Raw genomic sequence first — 17,596 nt, 5'->3', positions numbered from 1 at the left:
CGTCTTCGAGAGGAACACCCGATGTCGAGCTTGGCTGAGCGCATGGCGCGCCTGATCGTTCATGGGGAGCACCCCTACAACGCCGAGCCGCCGCTATCCCGCCTGCGGGCTAGTTACCGGACCCCCGCGGGTGACTTCTACGTGCGCTCCCACGGCGACCTGCCGGAGATCGACGCTGCGACATGGCGCCTGTCCGTCGACGGCGAGGGTCTCGGCCCCCTCGATCTGTCACTGGCCGATCTGCGGGCGCGTTTTCCCGAGGCGACCGTCACGGCCACGATGCAGTGCGCCGGCAACCGCCGTGCCGATATGCGGGCCGTCGCCCCGGTCTCGGGCGATCCCTGGGACGCTGGCGCCATCGGGACGGCGGACTGGACGGGCGTCCGCCTCGGCGACGTCCTGCGAGCGGCAGGGGTGACGCCGGGAGCGGATCTCCACGTGGCCTTCGAAAGCCACGACGTGGTCGAGGGCCGGCCCTACGGCGTCTCCATTCCCCTCGCCAAGGCGCTCGCCGACGAGACGCTGCTGGCCTTTGCGATGAACGGGGCACCGCTGCTGCCCGAGCACGGCTTCCCGGCCCGTGCCGTCGTGCCGGGCTTCGCGGGGGTGCGCAGCCCGAAATGGCTGCGGCGCATCACGGTGCAGGACCATCCGTCGGACAACCCGATGCAAGCCGACGACTACAAGCTGTTCCCGCCGGACGTGACGGCCGAGACCGCCGATCCTGCCGAAGGCCACACCATCGAGACGATGCCGCTCAACGCGGCGATCTGCGAGCCCCCGCGCGGGGCTCGGCTCGAAGCGGGGGAGACCCCCGTCCGTGGGTACGCGATCGCGGGAGACCGGGCGGTCGTGCGGGTCGATGTCTCGGGCGACGGCGGGCGCTCCTGGCGCCAGGCCACGCTGGAACACGAGGCCGGCGCGCCCTTCGCCTGGACGTTCTGGGAGATCGTGCTGGACCTTCCACCCGGCGAACACGAACTCGCGGTGCGCGCCTGGGACTCGGCCGGGCAGACCCAGCCGGCGCTGCCGGACGACACGTGGAACTTCAAGGGCTACCTCAGCGCCTCGTGGCACCGTGTGCGAGTCAAGGTCGCCTGAGTCGCGCAGCCGGTCAGGGGGCGGCGTGAATTAGGGCGAGCAGTGCGTCGGCGGCGCGACTGCGGTAACGCTCCTTGTGGCGCAGGACCTGGAAGGTCCGCGTCGGCAGGGCGAGGGGCACGGCGACGAGTGCGCCGGTTCGCAGCGAGGGCCCGACGACCGCTTCGGAGAGCACGCTCGCGCCGGCCCCCGCGACGACGGCGGCGAGGACGGCCTCGTTCGACGGCAGTTCCAGGGCGACGGCGAGGGTATCCGGCGCGATGCCCAAAGCAACGAGCGCCGCCTCGAAGGCGGAGCGCGTGCCCGATCCGGGCTCCCGCAGCACCCAGGAGGCCGAAGCGAGGTCGGCTGGTTCCGGCCGTGCGCATCCGGCCAGGGGGTGGCCGGCCGAGACCACGAGCACCAGCCGGTCCTCGGCGATCGGCGTGCTCCCCAGGCTGGCGTCGTCGATCGCGCCTTCCACGAAAGCGAGTTCCGCCGTCCCCGCCCGCACCGCTTCGGCCGCCTCCGCAGTGTTCCCGATGCCGAGACGCAGGACGATGTCCGGGTAGGCCGCCCGGAAGGCGACGAGATGCAGGGGGAGCCAGTGGCTGGCGATGGTCTGGCTCGCCTGGATGGTCAATGTGCCGCGCCGCAGGCCGCTGAGGTCCGCCAGCACCAGTTCGGCCGCCTGGGCGCGGGCGAGCACGGCGCGAGCTTCACCGAGAAAGACGCTTCCTGCCTCGGTCAGTTCGATGCCACGGCCGACCCTGTGGAACAGCTTGACGGCGTGCCGGGTCTCCAGCGCGTTGATGGCGGCACTGACCGCCGACTGGACGAGATTCAACGCCTCGGCCGCCCGGGTGACATGCTGGCGTTCGGCCACCGCCACGAAGATCCGCAACTGGTCGAGGGTCATGGCGTCTCGGGCTTAGAAGGGCCTGGGCTGACGAGGGGAGGTAAGGCGGAACCGTCGCGTCTCTATGCACACTGGACGCGCGCGTCACCGCGCGCCTTCGCGTTGGCCCGAGACCTGCGTATCGACCGCCTGGGCGACCCGGAGCAGCCGCGCTTCGTCCGTGCGGGCGGTCACCACGTAGGACATGCCCGCGTCGATCCACGAGAAGGCCGCCACGTCGTCCGCGCGGGCATAGCGAAACACGCCGCGCCCACCGGACGGCCCGGCCCGGCTGTAGAGGGTCAAACGGGTGCCCCGGTCGTCATCGTACATCAGCATGGCCGCCGGCTCGTCTCCGGCGGGGAGCAGGCGACCGCCCATCAGCCGGAAACCCTGCGTCCGCAGGTCCGGCACTGTGACGGGCCGTCCCAGTCGCGCGGTGAGCCATTGCACGAGGTCGGATGAGCCATCGGCGCGGACCTCGACCGGATGGGCGGCCTCGACCACGTAGGTGCGGAAGGCGGAGACGGCCGCCTGCGTCATCGGTTCGGTGGGGGCGCCTGGACCCGGCACGGAGCCGCGCCCGACCCACCCGGATGCGCCGCCGAGGGCGAGCAGGAGCGCCGCCGCCGCCACGTTCGTCCACCAGCGCGAGATGCGCATCCGGTGCGGGGTCGCAAGGTTCGCGATGCGAAGGCGGGCAGGGATCGGCTCCTCCGCCACGGGCGCGAGCCGCGCCCGCAGGCGGTCCCGCACCTCCCGATCGGCGGCGACCCGGGCAGCTGCCTCCGGATGCGCGGCGAGCCACGCCTCGACGCCGGCACGGCGGCCCGGATCGAGCCGTCCATCCACGAAGGCGTGCAGATCGTCCTCGCCGATGGGACGCGGGTCGGACGCGGTCATTTCACCCTCCGCAGATGCCCGGTGACGATCGTGGGGGCCAGATCGAGAAAGGCGCGCATCCGCCCCCGCGCCCGGCTGAGGCGCGACATTACCGTGCCGACGGGGACCGCGAGCACGGCGGCGACCTCGGCATAGGACATGTCCTCGACCGCGACGAGGAGCAGGACGGATCGCTGTTCCTCCGGCAGCGCGGCGATCCCATTGAGCACGTCCCGCGCGCCCAAGGCCGCTTCGGGATCGGTCCCCGCGTCGGTGATCGTGTCCAGCGCCTCCACGCCGACTTCAATGCCCCGGCGGCGGCGTACGCCTTCGAGGTAGCGGTTGCGCAGGATCGCGAACAGCCACGCGCGCAGGTCGCCCTCGCGGCGCTGCGGCCATGCACGGATCGCCCTTTCCAGCGTGTCCTGGACGAGGTCGTCGGCCGCCTCGCGCTGACGCAGCAGCGCGGTCGCATAGCGGCGCAGGGCCGGTATCTGCGGTTCGATCAGGACGGCGAGATCGTCCAAGGCGGTCTCCGGATCGGGTCGATGGCAGTGCGCACGCCACCACCCAGACGAGAGATGCCGGAAGCGCCCGATTTATTCCGGGATTCGACCTCGAATTCCGATCACGCATCCGTGATCGGTTCACGACGATGCGGCGGGGAATATCCCGGCCCCGCCTGCATCTTTCCCACGTGACCTCGACCCTGTGGGAGACATCATGCGCGGAGCACCAACGGCAATCCTCATCACCCTGCTCATGGCTGGAGGCGTCCTGAGTGGCGGCATGATGATGCGCGCCGGGCATGCGCAGACCGCTCCCGACGGCTTCGATGCGATGATGGCCCAATCGATGGCGCGGATGCACGCGGATATGGCGGTGGCGCCGTCCGGCGACCCCGACCAGGACTTCGCCGCGATGATGATCCCACACCATCAGGGCGCGATCGAGATGGCGAAGGCCGAACTCGCCTATGGCCGCGATCCGGTCCTGCGCCGGCTGGCGCAGGGCATCATCGTCGAGCAGGCGCAGGAGATCGAGGTCATGCGCCGCGCCCTGGCCGAGCGGCCGGTCGCGCAAGCCACGCCGCAGCGGATGCCGGCCCATCACCATCACTGAGCGGATCGCCGCTCACCTTCCCACTTGTCAGCGCGAAGAGACCTTACGATGCGACACGTCATTCCGGCGGCCCTGCTGCTCGCCCACCTCGGCGGAACCGCCCTCGCGGGTCAGGCGCCCGGGGCCGCCTCGGCGCCGGACGTGCCGGTCGGCCCCCGCGACCGGTTCTATACCTCGGACCAGTTCTCCAACACGGTCTCGGTGATCGATCCCGCCGCCAACAAACTCCTCGGTGTGATCCGCCTCGGCGACACGACGCCCGCCAACCTGAGCCCGCTCTATCGCGGCCAGCTTCTCGTCCATGGGATGGGCTTCTCTCCCGACCGCAAGACCCTGCTCGCCGTCTCGATCGGCTCGAATTCGGTCAGCTTCATCGACACCGCCACCAACACGGTGCGCCACACGACCTATGTCGGCCGTTCACCGCACGAGGCGTTCTTCACGCCGGACGGTCGCGAGGTCTGGGTGAGTGTGCGGGGCGAGGACTACGTCGCGATCCTCGATGCGGGGACCGGCAAGGAGACGGGCCGGATCACGGTGCCGAACGGGCCGGGCATGACGATCTTCTCGCCCGACGGGCGTTACGGCTACGTCTGCTCCAGCTTCAGCCCCGAGACGGTCGCCATCGACGTGAAGAGCCGCGAGATCGTCGGGCGGATCAAGCAGGAGAGCCCGTTCTGCCCCGACATCGCGGCGACGCCCGATGGCAAGCAGGTGTGGTTTACCCTCAAGGACGTCGGCCGCGTCCAGGTGTTCGAGGCCACGCCGCCCTTCAAGGCTCTCAAGACCATCGAGACGGGCCCGATCACCAACCACGTCAACATCGCGCGCACGAAGGCCGGGCAGTTCGCCTACGTGACGATCGGCGGCCTGAACCATGTGAAGGTCTTCCGCACCGACGACTTCTCGCAGGTCGCGACCATTCCCACCGGCGCGCTCCCCCACGGTCTCTGGCCATCGGGCGATGGAACGCGGATCTATGTCGGCCTGGAGAATGCCGATGCCGTCGCGGTGATCGACACGGGCCGCAACGCGGTCATCGCCACGATCCCGATCGGCCAGGGGCCGCAGGGCGTCGCCTACGTTCCTGAGGCGGTGCCGGAGGGCGCCGGCGCGCCGAACCTCCAGCCGCTCGGCGCGGCGGGCCAATCGAGCACGCTGACGCTCGCCGGGCCGGACGGCAAGGCCGCCACGCAAGTCACGCTGTTCGACCAGGGCGTGCTGCAGACCTTGCAAGCGGCGGTGACCGGCCTCACGCCGAAGAAGCCCTATGTCCTGGCCCTTTCGGCCGATCCGAAGGGCGCGGGGACCCTTGAGCCTCTCGCCGCCTTCATGACGAACCCGGCGGGCGCGGCCATCGTCAACGCCATCGGCCCGATCCGGCAGGTCACGCAGAACGCGAACGAGGCCGCGCGGCGCAGCCTCATCATCGTCGAAGGCAAGCCCGGCGAGACCGGCGCGACCGTCCAGACGCAAGCGCTCAACTGACGGATGGGGGCGGTCGTCGGGCCGCCCCCCGTGGCACGCCTCAGTAGGTATCGGTGAGGTAGGCGGCGATGGCCTTGGCCTGCGCCTCGTCGATCGGCGCGTGGTAGACCTTGACCATCTTGGTCACCTCGGACTCCCAGAAGGCCGCGCCTTTGCCCGGCGGCTGCATGGCGATGTAGTCCACCGAATGGCAGACGAGGCAGTTCGCCTGAGCGGCCTCGAAGCCCTCCGCGTGCGTGCCGGCCTTCGGCGCCCGCAGAGTCGCGGTGGGCTCCGGCACCTCGTAGGATTTCGGCGCGGCGAGGGCTGTGCCGGCCGCGAGCGCGAGGGCCGCCGTCAGGGCGAGGGTGATGCGGGTCATTCTCGTCACTCCCTCAGGCCGCGCGCACGCGGGTGGTTTCGACCACGTTGCGCAGGTACCCGGCCGGGTTCCAGCGCGGCTCCATCGGCTGGCTCACCCCGTCGTTGCCCGTGGCCCGCACCCGGATCGCGTGCGCGCCCGGCGACAGGTCCACGCCGAGAGTCCAGGGCCGGAAGGCATAGGGGCCGAAATCCTGCCCGAGTTGCGCCTCCGTCCAGGTCTTGCCGTCATCGGTCGAGACCGCCACCGACTTGATCCCGGAGCCCCCGTCGAAGGCGATCCCGCGCAAGGGCGTGCGCCCGGCCTTCACGTCCGCCCCGTCGGCCAGGTTGGTGAGGAAGGAGCGCACGGTGAACCGGTTGATCGGCACAGTCTTGTCCGCCGCCTTGCCGGGTTGCGTGCAGGCGCAGTCGTTGTCGGGGATGCGATAGGCCTTTTGCATCCAGAAGCCGTCGAAGGGCTTGTCGAGCACGCTGATGCTCTCCAGGTGCTTGACCCAATAGGTGCCGTAGAAGCCAGGCACGACGAGGCGCAGCGGATAGCCGTTGAGCCAGGGCAGGTCCTGCCCGTTCATGCCCCAGGCGAGCATCACCTGCCCGTCGCGGGCGTGGTCGAGCTTGAGCGACTTGGCGAAGTCCGGCGTTTCCGGGATCACCGGGCCGTCGAGGCCGGTGAAGGCGACCTCGACGGCGCCCGCCTTCACCCCGGCCTTGTCGAGCACCGCCTTGAGCGGCACGCCGGTCCAGCGGGCGCAACCCATGGCACCGTTGGCGAGCTGCCCCCCGGCCATGCGCGGCTCGAAGAAGCCGCGAGAGTTGCCCGAGCATTGGTTGACCGCGACGATCTCCGTCGTCGGCATGGCCTTCAAGTCGGCGAGCGAGAGCGAGATCTCCCTCTCGACATGCCCCTTGATCGCGACCCGGTAGGTCTCGGGATCGATCTCGGTTGGGATGTCGGCGAGGTGGTAGCGGACGAAGAACGCGTCGTTGGGCGTGATCGCGCCCTCGTCGAACACCGGGAACGGAGTCTCAAGCTGCGGCGGGCGCGCGGTCATCTGGAGCAGAGGGCGCTTGCCCGGATAGGCCACCAGGGGCCGTTCGCCGTTGCCGAAGGGCAGCGCGGCCGTGTCTCCCGCGAGCGCCCGCAGCGGAGCGAAGCTGCCGCCGCCGAGTCCCGCCAGGGCCGTGAGGCCCGCGCGCCTGATGAGATCCCGTCTATCGAACATCCGAAAGTCCTCCCCGTCCGCGCGTGGCTCCGGTGACCGAGCCCGAGCTGTGCGGAGGAGGAGACGCACGTCGCCCCCGGTCTATTCGCGGCGGATCGAAATAAATTCCGTCGTCTCCACTCACCCGGCGCAGGGGCGCTCCGGGAGGCCGGTGGCCCGGTCCAGGGCGATGCGCAGGCGGTCGGTCATGTCCGGCGCGGTGAGCAGCACGGCCGCCTCGGCCAGCAGGGCGAACCGCTCGGTCGGCACCGTCTCGGACAGGAGGACGTAGTGACGCCCCTCGCTGTCCCAGCGGGCCGATCGCATGTCGCGGCTGCCTTTCGCGATTGCGAGGCCGACCTGGGCAGGCGCCGGTCCGCTCCAGAGGGCCAGCCGACAGCCATGGCGCCCCTCGTACCCGGCGAGGCGACCGGCTGGACCGTCGTCCGGGGACAGGTAAACCAAGCGGAAGCCGGCCGCCCCGAGATCGAGGGGGAAGCCAGGGAAGCCGCCCGCGAGCCGCACGTCATTCGCGGGCGAGCCCGCCGCGCTCCAGGCGGCGAAGGCGGCGCGCGCGGGGTCGGCCGGGGGCCGGGACGCCATCACCAGCCACCCGGCGCCGACGAGGACGGCCAAGGCCGCGGCGCAGGCCCATCCGAGGGAGGCGCGGGCGATCGGGGCGCGCCGGGGCCGCACGACCGCCGCCTTCACGCCCTGCTTCAGCCGGGTCAGGGTCGCGACCCGCGCGGCCAGGACCGGGTCCCGGGCCAGCGACCCCGCGACCTCGTGCCGGCTCTGCGCATCGAGCTCCCCATCGACATAGGCATTGAGGGTTTCCCAGCGTATCACGACACCTCACTCCCATCGGATGACCCGGCGATCCGGTGCAGCATGATCCTCCTCGCCCTGTGCAGCCGGCTCATGACCGTGCCGATGGGAATACCGAGCCGTTCGGCGGTCTCCCGGTAGCTCAGGCCTTCGACATCCACGCAGGTCACGACAGATCGGCAGGGTGTATCGAGGGCGGTGAAGGCTTGGCGCACGGCGATGGCCTCGATCAGGCGGTCGTCGAACCCCTCGTCGGGCCAATCGAGGAGATCGTCCTCGTTGCGGATGCGGGAACGGCGGATCCGGTCGATCCAGGCGTGGCGCACGATCTGGAACAGGTAGGCGCGCGCCGCCCGAGGCTCACGGGGAGTCGTCCGCGTGGAGAGCGCCTTGAGAGCGCTCTGCTGCATCAGGTCACGTGCGGCGTCAGGCTCGCGCGTCAGGGTCAACGCGTAGAGATACAGGCGCGGCCATGCGTCGACGAGGTGCTGACCGATGGACCGCATTCTGAGGTGTTATCCTCCCCGCACTCCATAGCACAACTATACATAGCACACCGACTCGCAACGTTCGTCGGTGACCGTGGATGGCCGAAGGCCTCACATTACAGCAGTGCTGATCGAAGCGTTGCTGCTGCCGAACAATCGATGCCAAGCTTGCGCGTCTGCTTTCAGGCATCGTGAGGATGCGGTTGTATGACCGGGATGGGCGCACAGCAGAACGTCCGCTTCTGCACCCTCTTAGATCTATGCGCCGCGTCCACTCGGATTTCAGTTCCCCATCGGGGAAGTAACGGGAGGGCTGGGCGTCCAGGTCCCAGCAGGCCTTCGGACGCGTCACTCGGTATCCCCCGCCCAGGGAATGGTTAATCGTGGAACGACGATCAGCTGGACGCCGAGCCAGCGAGCTGAATCCATAGGCCTCCTCATAGCGACGGAGGTGGCCATGCAGAACCACGGACAGATTCTCCACGACGGTGTTTCCGCCGGCCTGGGAGGCGCCCTGCTGGCCATGGACGCCGGCATCCGCGCCGCTCGCGAGCAGGCCGCGTGGGACCGCGCTGAGGCCCGCTCCGAGGCCGCCGTCCACCGGCTCGGCCAGGCCCTTCTGGCGAGCAAGGCCCGTGAGGCCGACTCGCAGCGCCAGCTTGCCGCCGCCCGGGCGGAGGTCGCCGGCCTGCGGATCCGCGCCCTCAAGGCCGAGGCTCGCCTGCCCGCCCGTCGCGCCTGAAATCGTCGGCATCCCTGACGATTTCGCTTGCGGCTTGCCCAGTACGCCTATTTGCGGCCCGCGGTGGGCGCACAGGGGCCGCACGTAGGCCGACATGAAAAAGCCCGCCGGGGCGACCGCGGCGGGCTTCGTCGTTCCGAGGGGGATTTGTGGCTCAGGCGACCCGGACCTGCCGCACGCGTAGGGCTTCGACGTGCGCAAGGAGATTCGCCATGGCCGTGTCACCCGGGGCGCCCCTGTAGGGCCAGGAGAACGCCGGCGCGGACATGTCCGCATCCTCCTGTGGATGCGTCCCCAGGGCCTCGGACACGTCCACCTCGTGGGGGCCCTGCAGGCCGGGGACATGTGCCGTGCCGGCGGCCAGGGCCTGGGCCTCGTGGGGCATCGTGCGGGCGAGGACGGCGAGCTCGTCAGGCGAGAGCGAGTGCAGCCACGTCGCGACGTCCGCCGGCAGGCCGGTGAGGTCGACGGGATCCCCGCCGGCGGTGAGATGCCGGGCGTGGAGAACGAGGGCCATGCCGACGGGATGACAGGCGCGGATCCCCTTGGGTACCGGGGCGGAGGGAGCGTCCGCCGCGGCGTCGAGGTAGTCCTCGGCCGCGACCGCGGTGGGCAGGACGGGATCGGGGCGGGCGACAAGACGGCGGATCCAGCGCGCCCCGTCCCAGACCATGGCGACGGGGGCGAGGGCGACGGCGGCGATGACGGCGGCGAGGCGAGCGAGGAAACGCATCGGGGCTCCATGATGAGGTGGAGCCCCATGATCGCCCCGCCTGGGCAAGCCACAATCACGCCGCGTCCGCGCTGGCCGCGATCCAGGCTTCGGCGTTGAGGCCGAACAAGCGCTGGTCGAGGTCCGGGGGGAGCTGCCGGCGATGGGTGCGCAGGGCCCGCAGCGCGTGGCTCGCGAGCACGGTGTCGAGCGTCTCGTGGCCCGCGAGGATGTGCCCCTTCACAGTTGTCGTCCGACCCCAGCCCAAGCGATTGTTGATGCTGGCGCGGTCGGCATCGCGCGCGCTCAGGAGCCGGCAGCCCTCCAAGGCCGCGGCCTGGACATCGGGGATGGCAGCGCGTTCGGCTTCGGGCTCGTAGATGGCAGTCATCGCGGCCATCGCCCGGGTGACGTTGGCCGCGGCCCGCTCGACGTACATTTCGAGCGACCACACGAGCCGGCGCTCGATCTGGTCCGGCGGGATAGCGATGAGCCGGCGGGCGCGAGCGACGTCGTCCGCCAGGGCCCAGGCCCACGGATGCAGTCTGAGCGACTCCTCCGCCGCCGCGATTGCCCGGCGCGCGTTGACGAGGTCCTCGGCCGCCTGGCGCTCCCGGTCGGCAGCCTCCCGCGCCTCGCGCTCGGCCGCTTCAGCGCGCTGCCGGGCGACCTTCTCGCGGTGCGCCTGCAGGCCGTTGCGGGCCGTATTGACGAGAACCTGCGCGCCGGCGCGGTCGAGGTGGGCGCTCTCCCAGAAGCACGGCAGACCGCTGAGACGGTCGTAGCTGTAGCCGACGGTACGCAGGCGCCGCCCCTCTTGGCTGGCGAGCGCGTCGTCGTAATCCTGGCTGGGCTCCGTCGCCGTCCAGAGGGCTTTGAGCTCGCCCGAAACTCGGAGCTCACGCGGCGCCGGCCTCCACGTCAGCCCCAGCCCCTGCGGCGGCCCCTGCCACTGCCTCGTCGTCCTGGTCTCGTACGGCATCGCATCCTCGCTCTGACCATCGTGCCGTCATTCGGCACATGACGAATGCTAGCACCCGCACCGGCGCCGGCAAGGACATTTTCTGTCTTGGCGTCAATTTTGAAAAGCAATCGTCCCGTACGAGTACGTGTTCATACGTACATGCCCTCTGCAGCGACAGATTTTTGAACACCGTTCAACTTTGGTTCCGTTAACTTTGTGGCTCCAAGCCCCTTTCGTCAAACGACGAACGTGCTCAAATACAGAAGCGCGGCATCGCGCGGGGATTCGGAGGACGGCAATGCAGATGTATAGGCAAGTCGGCTCGGGCGTGACGGTGCCCGATGTCCGGCGCGTCGTCGCGGCGACGGTCGGCGTCGGCGCCGTGGCCCGCCGGCTAGGCGTGACGCACCACACGGCTCACCGTTGGGCCCGCATCGCCGGCGTCGAGATCCGGCCGTGGCATCCCCGCACGCGGCGCCCTGAGCGCCAGCGGATGTCGGACGCCGCCGTCGCCGCGGCGATCCAGGGCCCCCTGTCCCTGCGGGCGGCCGCCGCCGCGCTGGGCGTTACGTCGCCGGCGCTGCAGAACCGGGCTCGCTACCTCGGCCTGCCGACGGATCCCGTCGGCAGGGCCGCGCTGAGGGGGGCCTGCGCGTGAGCTGGCACCCTGACAATTCGTACGACGCCGCGGCCCTCAGCCGCGAGGAGGCCGCGCAGGTCGTCCCGCCGGAAGCCGTGCTGGTTGAGCTCCGCGCGGCTATCGAGCGCCAGGGCTCCGCCGCCGGCTGGGCCCGCCGCCACGGCGTGGGCCCCGGCTACCTCGCGGACGTCCTGTCCGGCCGCCGGCCGCCCGGAGCGAAAATTTTGCAGGGCCTCGGCATCAACAGGGCGCTCGTCAGGGGATGCCTGTGAGCGCCGCCTCTCAGGCCCGGGACGCCGCCGTCCTCGCCGCCCTCCAGGCCGGGCCGCCGAGCTCGCTCCCGATGCACCTCGCGCCCGCGCTCGGCCTGGAGATCCACCAGGTGTCCGCGTCCCTGCAGCGCCTCCGCAAGGCCGGCCGCGTTCGGTGCACGGGACCCCGCTGGATCGTCGTAGAGGAGACCCGCCCGTGAGCCATCCCCTCCTCGAAGGCCTCGATGGCCTCAAGGGCGCCGCCCTCCGGCAGCGCCTCATCGATGCCCGTGCAGCCGCGCTCGCGGCCGCCGCCGGCGACGAGAGCCATCCCATCGCCGCCCTCGTCCGCACGGTCGAGGACCAGGTCGTGCAGGCCATGCGTGCCGGCGTCATCGCGCTTGTGGACGGCATGCAGCCGTCGGCGGCCGAGGAGCCCGTCCCGCCGCCGGCCCCCATTCCCGCGCCGGCCCCCATTCCCGCGCCGCGCCCGCCGATGGTCCGCGTCCCGTCCCCCGCACCGGCCCCCGCGCCGAGGCCGTCAGCACCCCCCAGGCTGGCGGGGCTCAAGCGCCCGGCGCCGGCGGACGAGGGACCGCCAGAGCTACCCGAGCCGGTGCCCGTGTATCGGCATCCGCCCATCCGGCCGCCGCTCCCCCCGGTGCAGCCCCTGCCCGGGTACCGGCCGCCCCCGCCGCCGCCCCCCATCGATCCCGCAGACGACGCCATCCCCTGGTGAGGAGACCGACAATGAGACTGACCGAGCGCCAGGCCCGCATCCGCCTCGCTGCCGCCGTTGCCGCCGCGGGCGGCCAGATCCCCTTCGCCCAGGGACTACAGGGCGTCCTGCCCCGGGCGGCGCCGAATCTCGTGTCGAGGTCGCTCCTCGGCCGCAACAGGATCTCCCCGCCGATCCTCGCAGCGCTCGGCCTGCGCCGGGACGAGTGCGGCGACATCCACACCGTTGAGCCGCCCGCCCGCATTCAGGTCCTCGCCGTCCGGGCGGAGGGCGATGCCGGCGTCCGGGCCGCGGCCGCGCTCGTCGCCGGCATCCTCGGCCCAAGGCCCTGACATATCCCCCTGGCGCCGGGGGAGTGGCGCCGCATCCCGCAGCAGCCCGACATGGAAGGATCACGCGATGCCTGTCCTCAACATCCCCAGCGCCCTCGGCGAGGCGCTCTACGACTCCCTCCGCGACGCTCACGAGCTCGGCGCGACGCCGGCGCTCAAGGCGCGTTTCCTCCCTGTCGAGGCCGTCTCCGGCCTGCTGCAGGGGATCGAAGACGCCGGGTTCGTGATCCTGCCGAAGGAGGCTCTCCGGGAGCGCGTCGTCCGGATCACTAAGGGCGACGGCGGCAAGGTCGAGACCCGCGTCCCTGAGGGCGCCACCAGGGCCCTCCGGCACCAGCTCTACCTGAACGCCATCCGGCTCATCCGCGGGCCGGCACCGTCGGCCGAGGTCGTCGCGATGGCCCTCGGCGACGCCTCCCCGGACGGGCCCGAGGGCAACGTCTGGGCGCTGTTCGACCAGCGCCTCAAGAGGAGGCTGCGCCTCGTCGCCATGGACGAGGTCGAAGTGCCGCCGGTGAGCGTGCCCGTGCCGGACGAGCCAAAGCCGGACGACCATGTCTGCACGATCAGGTCGCTGTGCGGGCGCGAAGGCGCGCAGGAGATCGTCATCAATCTCGGGCAGGAGCGGATCAACGCCACCTGCCGCCGCGCCGACATCGAAGACCTGGTGAAGGCGCTGCGCATGTGCGGCCTCACCACCCCCCCAGGGGAGACCGCCTGATGCGCGCCTTCCTCGCGATCACATGCGGCACCGTCGGCGCGACTCTCGTGACGGCGGCCTTCCTCACGACGATCCTGTTCGCCCTCATGGGGCACGCCGGCACGCTCGCCCTTGCGGCGTTCGTCCTGTCCGAGTGGGCCCTCGCCGCCGGGCTTGTCTTCCTCGTCATCGCCTACGTCGCTCACGCCGGCGGCGTGCTGGAGCCCGTCAATCCGCCCCGGGAGGATCCCCTCGATGTCTGAGCGCCCCCCGCTGCCGCCCGGGTCCGTCGTCGTCGACGGCGTCACCCGGCACGAGCCGAAGCTGCGCAAGCCTGAGGCCCGGGCGGTCGTGCGCGGCGCCTGCAAGGCAGTGTCGGCATCCCCGCTCGCACGGCCGGTCGAGCCGGTGGGCAGCCACCTGCGCGAGCTCGCCCGCGCCATCGACGGCATGGACCAGGAGGACGGCGATGGGCGCTGAGATCCAGGCCGTCTCCCCCGACCTGCTCCCGAACCTCGATGGATGGGAGGGCACCGACGCCGGCGTCGAGATCGAGGCCCTGCGGCGCGGGGAGCCGTGGCTCGACACCACTGTCGCTGGCCTGCAGTTCTACGACTACGCCGGCATCGACGAGCTGACGGGCGAGCCCCTGATCCCTGCCGCGGGCGACCGCCTCTCCCTCGTGCGCGAGCCCGAGAACCCGCACGACCCGAACGCGGTCGAGGTGTGGTGGCGGAATGGCATCAGGCTCGGGCACCTGCCCCGCCTCGTCGCGGCCGCGGTGGCCGGACCGCTCGATGCCGGCGTCGCGCTCCGGGCGTACGTGGCGCACGGCGGGGACGGCGAGGCCTGGTCCGCCCGGGCCCTGCTCGTCGGGCCCGCGGTGGAGGCGCTCCACGGCAGGCACATCCGCCGGGTGCAGGAGTCCGCGTTCTCGGCGTGGGAGTGGGAGGAGCATTCCCGCGTGATCCGCGAGGACCGGCCGTCCCGTGAGCGCGGGCAGGCCTTCGCCCGCGAGCAGGGGGACCGGCGAACCGCGCGTTTGCAGCAGGCCGTGAACGTCTTCGCCAAGCTCCCCATCGAGTTCGAGCCGCCGCCGGTCGGCTCTGTTCGAAGCGTCTACGCAATCCAGTCAGCCCTCGGCTGCTCGCGGAGCACGGCGTTCCGTCTCGCCCGCGCCGCCGGCGTCGAGCCCCGGCTGCACTACCGGGGATGGCACTGCGACGCCGCCAACGTCGAGTTCACGCCCGAGCTCGTGGCGGCGATGGAGGCTTGGGCGGCCGCGCCCCGGACGCGGTACTCGCTCCGGTGATCCGGAGACCTGGGCGCCAGCAAAACCCGGCGCCCAGGGTTACCGCGAGCTGAGTCATTCCGGTCGAATTTGCCGGCCGAGGAGTCGACGTCGATTCAGACGGGCCTGCTATACGTGTTGCTGGCCCCCAAGGCGACGGACCTACACCGACCACTCCAACAGTAGATCCGATCAACTCTAACCCTGAAAACTATGCCGTAATCCACGGCGTCGCTTTTTCAGGGGGTCGTTGTGTTAGACGAAGAGTGTGGACAAGAGGACGAGAACCACGGGGCGTTGCCGGACTTCTTCGACCCCGACGGCGAGATCCGTCGGCGGACGCAGCAGGCCATGGACGACAGGCACGCCCAGGAGAAGCTCGAACGCCAGCGGGCGCTGAGGCGGGCACGGGATGCCCGCTACAGGGCCAGGCTGCGGGCGAGGCGGAACTGGGACCGGGCGAACCCCGGCATCCCGATGCCGCCGCCGCCCGCGCCTCCGGATCCCCAGCTCACGCTGGGGCTCTGAGCTCCTCCGGCCTCGTGTCGCTGAGTGCCATCGCGTCGATGACGGCGCTCAGCAACACGGGCCGGTAGCCCCACACGTCGACGCCGACGTCGCAGGACTGCGTCGTCCCCGGCAGGCGGCCGTGCGTGTGGCCGTAGAGGTGCAGGCTGCCGCGGTAGCAGCGAGCCCAGCTACGCATGGGGTAGTGGCACAAGACCAGGTGCCTGCCCTCCACCGAAATTTCCCGGATGCCCTCGTGCTGCTCGGCCCACCCCATGCGCCGCGCCTTCCGGTCGTGGTTGCCGACGACGAGGCACTTGCGCCCGTTGAGCCGGCGGAACACTCGCTCGGCCGCCTCGGCCGTACCCAGCGCGAAATCCCCGAGGTGGTAGACCGTGTCGGCCGGCGCGACGGTCGCGTTCCAGGCCTCGATCAAGAGCGCGTCGTGCTCGGCGACGGTGGCGAACGGGCGCTTGCAGGCCGGGATGATGCCGGCGTGTCCGAAGTGCGTGTCGGCTGTGAAGAAGATGGCCATGCCGGCCTCCTGTGCGGGAGGCCGGCGCGCGCAGCGTCACGTCCTCCTAAGGGCGGGGAAGGGCGGCGGGCGCGCGTTTCATGACGATCTCCGGGACGAATCGAGAGGCTAGCACGCAGGGGTTAAGGGTTCCCTGGCCGGGCGGCCCTTTTGCTGGGCACGCTTCGCGAGGAACCCGGCCCGAACCTCGTCGAGATCGAAGGCGGCGGCCGCGGCGTGCTGCTCGACGAGGTCCCACCACGCGCGCATCACCGGCTGCTTAAGGTCGATCCTGTCGTCGTCGACGTAGTGGCGCTCGGACACGCTGCCCGGCGCGACGCCCTCAGCGTGATCGAGGATGAGGTCGAGGACGGCGTCGGGCAGGCGCAGCGCGCGGGCCCCATGCGACCGCAGCGCCCGGCGCAGGTCGTGCGGGCTGGCGTCCACGGGGAGGGCCGCGAGGAGGTGCGTCAGCGTGGACTCCGACAGGTGCCCGACCGGCGCGCCCGCGCGGCGCGGCCGGTGCCCGGGGAACACGTAGACGGCCTCGGGCTCGATCTGCGCCTGCAGGACGGACCAGACAGGCGGGGGCAGGGGGACGGCGTGGTGCGCCTGCGCCCGGCCCGCTTCGCCGGTCTTGCGCCGGATCGGTGGCAGCTTCCACACCCCCCAGCCGCCATCGAGGGCGCTGAACTCCGTGGCCCTGGCAGACACGATGGCGCGCCTGCGCTGGGCGGTCGCCACCAGGAGAAGGACGGCCGCCCCGAGCCGTGGATCCAGCAGGTCGGTCCTGGCGAGCGCCACGAGTAGGCCCACACGGTCCATCGTCGGGAAGCGGACGCGCTGCCTGGGGGCCTCGCCCTCCTTCAGGCGCGGCCGCTTCGGGCGCTGCAGGTCGTCGAGCCACCCCTTCGTCACGCCGCTGTCCCGCCGCGGCCCCGGCGACGCGAGCCAGGCGAAGAAGTGACGCAGGCGGACAAACAGGGCCTCCGCCTGGCGGTGGTGCGTCCGCGCCTTCGCGGCCAGGACCGTCGCCAGCTCGTCGACCGAGACCGAGGCCACGGGCATGCCGGCGAATCGCTTAAGCACCGGATGGCGCAAGTTCTTCCTCGCGTCCGCGTGGGCCGCGGGCCGCCACTCATGCTCGTGCGCCGCGAGGTAGGCGTCGACCGCCCTGGCGTACGTCCACGTGCGGGGCCGGGGAGGGGCCGCCGGCGGCGCGTCGTGCCTGATCACCTCGGGGAAGACGTCCTCAAGTCTGAGGATACCGAGGTCGCCCAGCCGCCGGGCGAGCCACGTCGCCGATGGCCACCCGGCCCCCGACCGCAGCAGGTCCATGGCCTCGCCGGCAACCTGCCGTGCCTGCGCCACGGTCAGCCTGTCCACGGGACCGAGGTCGAGACGGACGGTCCGGCCCAGCCTCTCCGCCTTCCATCCCCAACTGATCGTGCGTGGCGAGACACGCAGGAGCAGCCCGGGCGCACGCTGGTCGCGGACGTCGACGGCGGCGACCCCGGGGCGCTGCTCGCTCCTGGCGCGCTCGATGAACGTCCCAGTCAGGTCGACGGCGCCGGCGGGCGGCCACGGGATCCGGGCGGGGGAGCGGGCCATTTTGGGCGGGATCCTTGGGCGGCTTTGGGCGGGGTCGGGAAAATCACCGGTCCCGGCCTCCGCGTCGAGGGGGAACCGCCCTCCGTGGTTAAGTGACTGTGGACGCTTGCGGAAGCTAACCGCTGATAGGTACGCGTTTCCGGTATCGGATGCCGCCCAAAACGGCGAGGGAAGATGACTCTTAATCAGCGGGTCCTAGGTTCGAACCCTAGTGCGCCCACCAAGAACTTCAAAGACTTAGA

25 protein-coding genes are annotated in these 17,596 nt (G+C 71.2%); 14 read left to right on the top strand and 11 right to left on the bottom strand.

Annotated features, from left to right (window positions below; all coding sequences use genetic code 11):
* Window positions 1-21: 21 nt before the first annotated feature.
* Entirely contained in the window at window positions 22-1,101 is a 1,080-nt protein-coding gene (locus tag P9K36_RS14445; protein ID WP_278307195.1) for a molybdopterin-dependent oxidoreductase, read from the top strand.
* A gap of 13 nt (window positions 1,102-1,114) precedes the next feature.
* Here P9K36_RS14445 and P9K36_RS14440 read toward each other — a convergent pair whose 3' ends face one another.
* The 3 genes from P9K36_RS14440 to P9K36_RS14430 all read right to left on the bottom strand — a co-directional run bounded on the left by P9K36_RS14440 (window position 1,115) and on the right by P9K36_RS14430 (window position 3,387).
* Window positions 1,115-1,999 (bottom strand): LysR family transcriptional regulator, encoded by an 885-nt coding sequence (locus P9K36_RS14440; protein WP_278307194.1) that lies wholly within the window; start codon window positions 1,997-1,999, stop codon window positions 1,115-1,117.
* Between the two features lie 84 nt (window positions 2,000-2,083).
* On the bottom strand, window positions 2,084-2,881 hold the full coding sequence (locus P9K36_RS14435) for an anti-sigma factor (RefSeq protein WP_278307193.1): 798 nt from the start codon (window positions 2,879-2,881) through the stop codon (window positions 2,084-2,086).
* Window positions 2,878-3,387: a sigma-70 family RNA polymerase sigma factor gene (locus P9K36_RS14430; RefSeq protein WP_278307192.1), complete on the bottom strand. Its 510-nt coding sequence runs from the start codon at window positions 3,385-3,387 to the stop codon at window positions 2,878-2,880. The genes P9K36_RS14435 and P9K36_RS14430 overlap by 4 nt, the downstream gene beginning before the upstream one ends.
* A gap of 196 nt (window positions 3,388-3,583) precedes the next feature.
* On the opposite strand from P9K36_RS14430, the gene P9K36_RS14425 reads away from it, so the two are divergent.
* Together P9K36_RS14425 and P9K36_RS14420 are read left to right on the top strand one after the other, a co-directional pair.
* The gene (locus tag P9K36_RS14425) at window positions 3,584-3,982 is read left to right on the top strand and encodes a DUF305 domain-containing protein (RefSeq protein WP_278307191.1); all 399 of its coding nucleotides are present in this window, start codon (window positions 3,584-3,586) and stop codon (window positions 3,980-3,982) included.
* 48 nt (window positions 3,983-4,030) lie between these two features.
* Window positions 4,031-5,470 carry a YncE family protein gene (locus P9K36_RS14420; RefSeq protein ID WP_278307190.1) on the top strand — a complete coding sequence of 480 codons (1,440 nt, stop codon included), beginning with the start codon at window positions 4,031-4,033 and terminating at the stop codon, window positions 5,468-5,470.
* A gap of 40 nt (window positions 5,471-5,510) precedes the next feature.
* Here the strand turns inward: P9K36_RS14420 and P9K36_RS14415 are convergent, their stop codons facing one another.
* The 4 genes from P9K36_RS14415 to P9K36_RS14400 all read right to left on the bottom strand — a co-directional run bounded on the left by P9K36_RS14415 (window position 5,511) and on the right by P9K36_RS14400 (window position 8,369).
* Window positions 5,511-5,831 (bottom strand): cytochrome c, encoded by a 321-nt coding sequence (locus P9K36_RS14415; protein WP_043347276.1) that lies wholly within the window; start codon window positions 5,829-5,831, stop codon window positions 5,511-5,513.
* A gap of 13 nt (window positions 5,832-5,844) precedes the next feature.
* Entirely contained in the window at window positions 5,845-7,056 is a 1,212-nt protein-coding gene (locus P9K36_RS14410; RefSeq protein ID WP_278307189.1) for a molybdopterin-dependent oxidoreductase, read from the bottom strand.
* 120 nt (window positions 7,057-7,176) lie between these two features.
* Entirely contained in the window at window positions 7,177-7,884 is a 708-nt protein-coding gene (locus tag P9K36_RS14405) for an anti-sigma factor (RefSeq protein WP_278307188.1), read from the bottom strand.
* Window positions 7,881-8,369 carry a sigma-70 family RNA polymerase sigma factor gene (locus tag P9K36_RS14400; protein ID WP_278307187.1) on the bottom strand — a complete coding sequence of 163 codons (489 nt, stop codon included), beginning with the start codon at window positions 8,367-8,369 and terminating at the stop codon, window positions 7,881-7,883. Before P9K36_RS14400 ends, P9K36_RS14405 begins: the two co-directional genes overlap by 4 nt.
* Window positions 8,370-8,808: 439 nt before the next feature.
* On the opposite strand from P9K36_RS14400, the gene P9K36_RS14395 reads away from it, so the two are divergent.
* On the top strand, window positions 8,809-9,093 hold the full coding sequence (locus P9K36_RS14395; protein ID WP_278307186.1) for a hypothetical protein: 285 nt from the start codon (window positions 8,809-8,811) through the stop codon (window positions 9,091-9,093).
* Window positions 9,094-9,247: 154 nt separating this feature from the next.
* Here the strand turns inward: P9K36_RS14395 and P9K36_RS14390 are convergent, their stop codons facing one another.
* Together P9K36_RS14390 and P9K36_RS14385 are read right to left on the bottom strand one after the other, a co-directional pair.
* Window positions 9,248-9,826 (bottom strand): hypothetical protein, encoded by a 579-nt coding sequence (locus tag P9K36_RS14390; protein ID WP_278307185.1) that lies wholly within the window; start codon window positions 9,824-9,826, stop codon window positions 9,248-9,250.
* 55 nt (window positions 9,827-9,881) lie between these two features.
* Complete coding sequence (locus P9K36_RS14385; protein WP_278307184.1) at window positions 9,882-10,787, bottom strand: hypothetical protein; 906 nt, start codon at window positions 10,785-10,787, stop codon at window positions 9,882-9,884.
* A 286-nt stretch (window positions 10,788-11,073) separates the two neighbouring features.
* On the opposite strand from P9K36_RS14385, the gene P9K36_RS14380 reads away from it, so the two are divergent.
* The 10 genes from P9K36_RS14380 to P9K36_RS14335 all read left to right on the top strand — a co-directional run bounded on the left by P9K36_RS14380 (window position 11,074) and on the right by P9K36_RS14335 (window position 15,250).
* A complete protein-coding gene (locus P9K36_RS14380) occupies window positions 11,074-11,427 on the top strand; it encodes a hypothetical protein (RefSeq protein ID WP_278307183.1) in 354 nt (117 codons plus the stop codon).
* Complete coding sequence (locus P9K36_RS14375) at window positions 11,424-11,681, top strand: hypothetical protein (protein WP_278307182.1); 258 nt, start codon at window positions 11,424-11,426, stop codon at window positions 11,679-11,681. The genes P9K36_RS14380 and P9K36_RS14375 overlap by 4 nt, the downstream gene beginning before the upstream one ends.
* On the top strand, window positions 11,678-11,881 hold the full coding sequence (locus P9K36_RS14370; protein WP_278307181.1) for a hypothetical protein: 204 nt from the start codon (window positions 11,678-11,680) through the stop codon (window positions 11,879-11,881). The genes P9K36_RS14375 and P9K36_RS14370 overlap by 4 nt, the downstream gene beginning before the upstream one ends.
* The gene (locus tag P9K36_RS14365; RefSeq protein ID WP_278307180.1) at window positions 11,878-12,399 is read left to right on the top strand and encodes a hypothetical protein; all 522 of its coding nucleotides are present in this window, start codon (window positions 11,878-11,880) and stop codon (window positions 12,397-12,399) included. Before P9K36_RS14370 ends, P9K36_RS14365 begins: the two co-directional genes overlap by 4 nt.
* 11 nt (window positions 12,400-12,410) lie before the next feature.
* A complete protein-coding gene (locus tag P9K36_RS14360) occupies window positions 12,411-12,731 on the top strand; it encodes a hypothetical protein (protein ID WP_278307179.1) in 321 nt (106 codons plus the stop codon).
* Between the two features lie 67 nt (window positions 12,732-12,798).
* Complete coding sequence (locus P9K36_RS14355) at window positions 12,799-13,452, top strand: hypothetical protein (RefSeq protein WP_278307178.1); 654 nt, start codon at window positions 12,799-12,801, stop codon at window positions 13,450-13,452.
* Window positions 13,452-13,694, top strand: coding sequence for a hypothetical protein (locus tag P9K36_RS14350; RefSeq protein WP_278307177.1), 243 nt, complete (start codon window positions 13,452-13,454; stop codon window positions 13,692-13,694). Before P9K36_RS14355 ends, P9K36_RS14350 begins: the two co-directional genes overlap by 1 nt.
* Complete coding sequence (locus P9K36_RS14345) at window positions 13,687-13,911, top strand: hypothetical protein (RefSeq protein WP_278307176.1); 225 nt, start codon at window positions 13,687-13,689, stop codon at window positions 13,909-13,911. Before P9K36_RS14350 ends, P9K36_RS14345 begins: the two co-directional genes overlap by 8 nt.
* On the top strand, window positions 13,901-14,743 hold the full coding sequence (locus P9K36_RS14340; protein WP_278307175.1) for an HIRAN domain-containing protein: 843 nt from the start codon (window positions 13,901-13,903) through the stop codon (window positions 14,741-14,743). Before P9K36_RS14345 ends, P9K36_RS14340 begins: the two co-directional genes overlap by 11 nt.
* Before the next feature lie 231 nt (window positions 14,744-14,974).
* Window positions 14,975-15,250, top strand: a complete 276-nt coding sequence (locus tag P9K36_RS14335) for a hypothetical protein (RefSeq protein ID WP_278307174.1) — start codon at window positions 14,975-14,977, stop codon at window positions 15,248-15,250.
* Here the strand turns inward: P9K36_RS14335 and P9K36_RS14330 are convergent.
* Window positions 15,234-15,764: a metallophosphoesterase family protein gene (locus tag P9K36_RS14330; RefSeq protein ID WP_278307173.1), complete on the bottom strand. Its 531-nt coding sequence runs from the start codon at window positions 15,762-15,764 to the stop codon at window positions 15,234-15,236. The genes P9K36_RS14335 and P9K36_RS14330 overlap by 17 nt on opposite strands.
* A 108-nt stretch (window positions 15,765-15,872) precedes the next feature.
* Window positions 15,873-17,354: an integrase family protein gene (locus tag P9K36_RS14325; protein ID WP_278307172.1), complete on the bottom strand. Its 1,482-nt coding sequence runs from the start codon at window positions 17,352-17,354 to the stop codon at window positions 15,873-15,875.
* Window positions 17,355-17,596: the final 242 nt, after the last annotated feature.

This window comes from Methylobacterium sp. 391_Methyba4 (assembly GCF_029691625.1).
GTDB lineage: Bacteria > Pseudomonadota > Alphaproteobacteria > Rhizobiales > Beijerinckiaceae > Methylobacterium > Methylobacterium fujisawaense.
Note: the sequence above shows the minus strand (reverse complement) of the source record. Positions and strands in the feature narration are given on the sequence as shown.

Excerpts from the sequence above, each read along its gene's own strand:
- P9K36_RS14385 (WP_278307184.1), bottom strand. The coding sequence starts at position 10,787 with ATGCCGTACGAGACCAGGACGACGAGGCAGTGGCAGGGGCCGCCGCAG.
- P9K36_RS14425 (WP_278307191.1), top strand. The coding sequence starts at position 3,584 with ATGCGCGGAGCACCAACGGCAATCCTCATCACCCTGCTCATGGCTGGA.
- P9K36_RS14390 (WP_278307185.1), bottom strand. The coding sequence starts at position 9,826 with ATGCGTTTCCTCGCTCGCCTCGCCGCCGTCATCGCCGCCGTCGCCCTC.
- P9K36_RS14340 (WP_278307175.1), top strand. The coding sequence starts at position 13,901 with ATGGGCGCTGAGATCCAGGCCGTCTCCCCCGACCTGCTCCCGAACCTC.
- P9K36_RS14360 (WP_278307179.1), top strand. The coding sequence starts at position 12,411 with ATGAGACTGACCGAGCGCCAGGCCCGCATCCGCCTCGCTGCCGCCGTT.
- P9K36_RS14330 (WP_278307173.1), bottom strand. The coding sequence starts at position 15,764 with ATGGCCATCTTCTTCACAGCCGACACGCACTTCGGACACGCCGGCATC.
- P9K36_RS14445 (WP_278307195.1), top strand. The coding sequence starts at position 22 with ATGTCGAGCTTGGCTGAGCGCATGGCGCGCCTGATCGTTCATGGGGAG.
- P9K36_RS14420 (WP_278307190.1), top strand. The coding sequence starts at position 4,031 with ATGCGACACGTCATTCCGGCGGCCCTGCTGCTCGCCCACCTCGGCGGA.
- P9K36_RS14410 (WP_278307189.1), bottom strand. The coding sequence starts at position 7,056 with ATGTTCGATAGACGGGATCTCATCAGGCGCGCGGGCCTCACGGCCCTG.
- P9K36_RS14415 (WP_043347276.1), bottom strand. The coding sequence starts at position 5,831 with ATGACCCGCATCACCCTCGCCCTGACGGCGGCCCTCGCGCTCGCGGCC.
- P9K36_RS14350 (WP_278307177.1), top strand. The coding sequence starts at position 13,452 with ATGCGCGCCTTCCTCGCGATCACATGCGGCACCGTCGGCGCGACTCTC.
- P9K36_RS14395 (WP_278307186.1), top strand. The coding sequence starts at position 8,809 with ATGCAGAACCACGGACAGATTCTCCACGACGGTGTTTCCGCCGGCCTG.
- P9K36_RS14380 (WP_278307183.1), top strand. The coding sequence starts at position 11,074 with ATGTATAGGCAAGTCGGCTCGGGCGTGACGGTGCCCGATGTCCGGCGC.
- P9K36_RS14325 (WP_278307172.1), bottom strand. The coding sequence starts at position 17,354 with ATGGCCCGCTCCCCCGCCCGGATCCCGTGGCCGCCCGCCGGCGCCGTC.
- P9K36_RS14355 (WP_278307178.1), top strand. The coding sequence starts at position 12,799 with ATGCCTGTCCTCAACATCCCCAGCGCCCTCGGCGAGGCGCTCTACGAC.
- P9K36_RS14435 (WP_278307193.1), bottom strand. The coding sequence starts at position 2,881 with ATGACCGCGTCCGACCCGCGTCCCATCGGCGAGGACGATCTGCACGCC.
- P9K36_RS14440 (WP_278307194.1), bottom strand. The coding sequence starts at position 1,999 with ATGACCCTCGACCAGTTGCGGATCTTCGTGGCGGTGGCCGAACGCCAG.
- P9K36_RS14345 (WP_278307176.1), top strand. The coding sequence starts at position 13,687 with ATGTCTGAGCGCCCCCCGCTGCCGCCCGGGTCCGTCGTCGTCGACGGC.
- P9K36_RS14400 (WP_278307187.1), bottom strand. The coding sequence starts at position 8,369 with ATGCGGTCCATCGGTCAGCACCTCGTCGACGCATGGCCGCGCCTGTAT.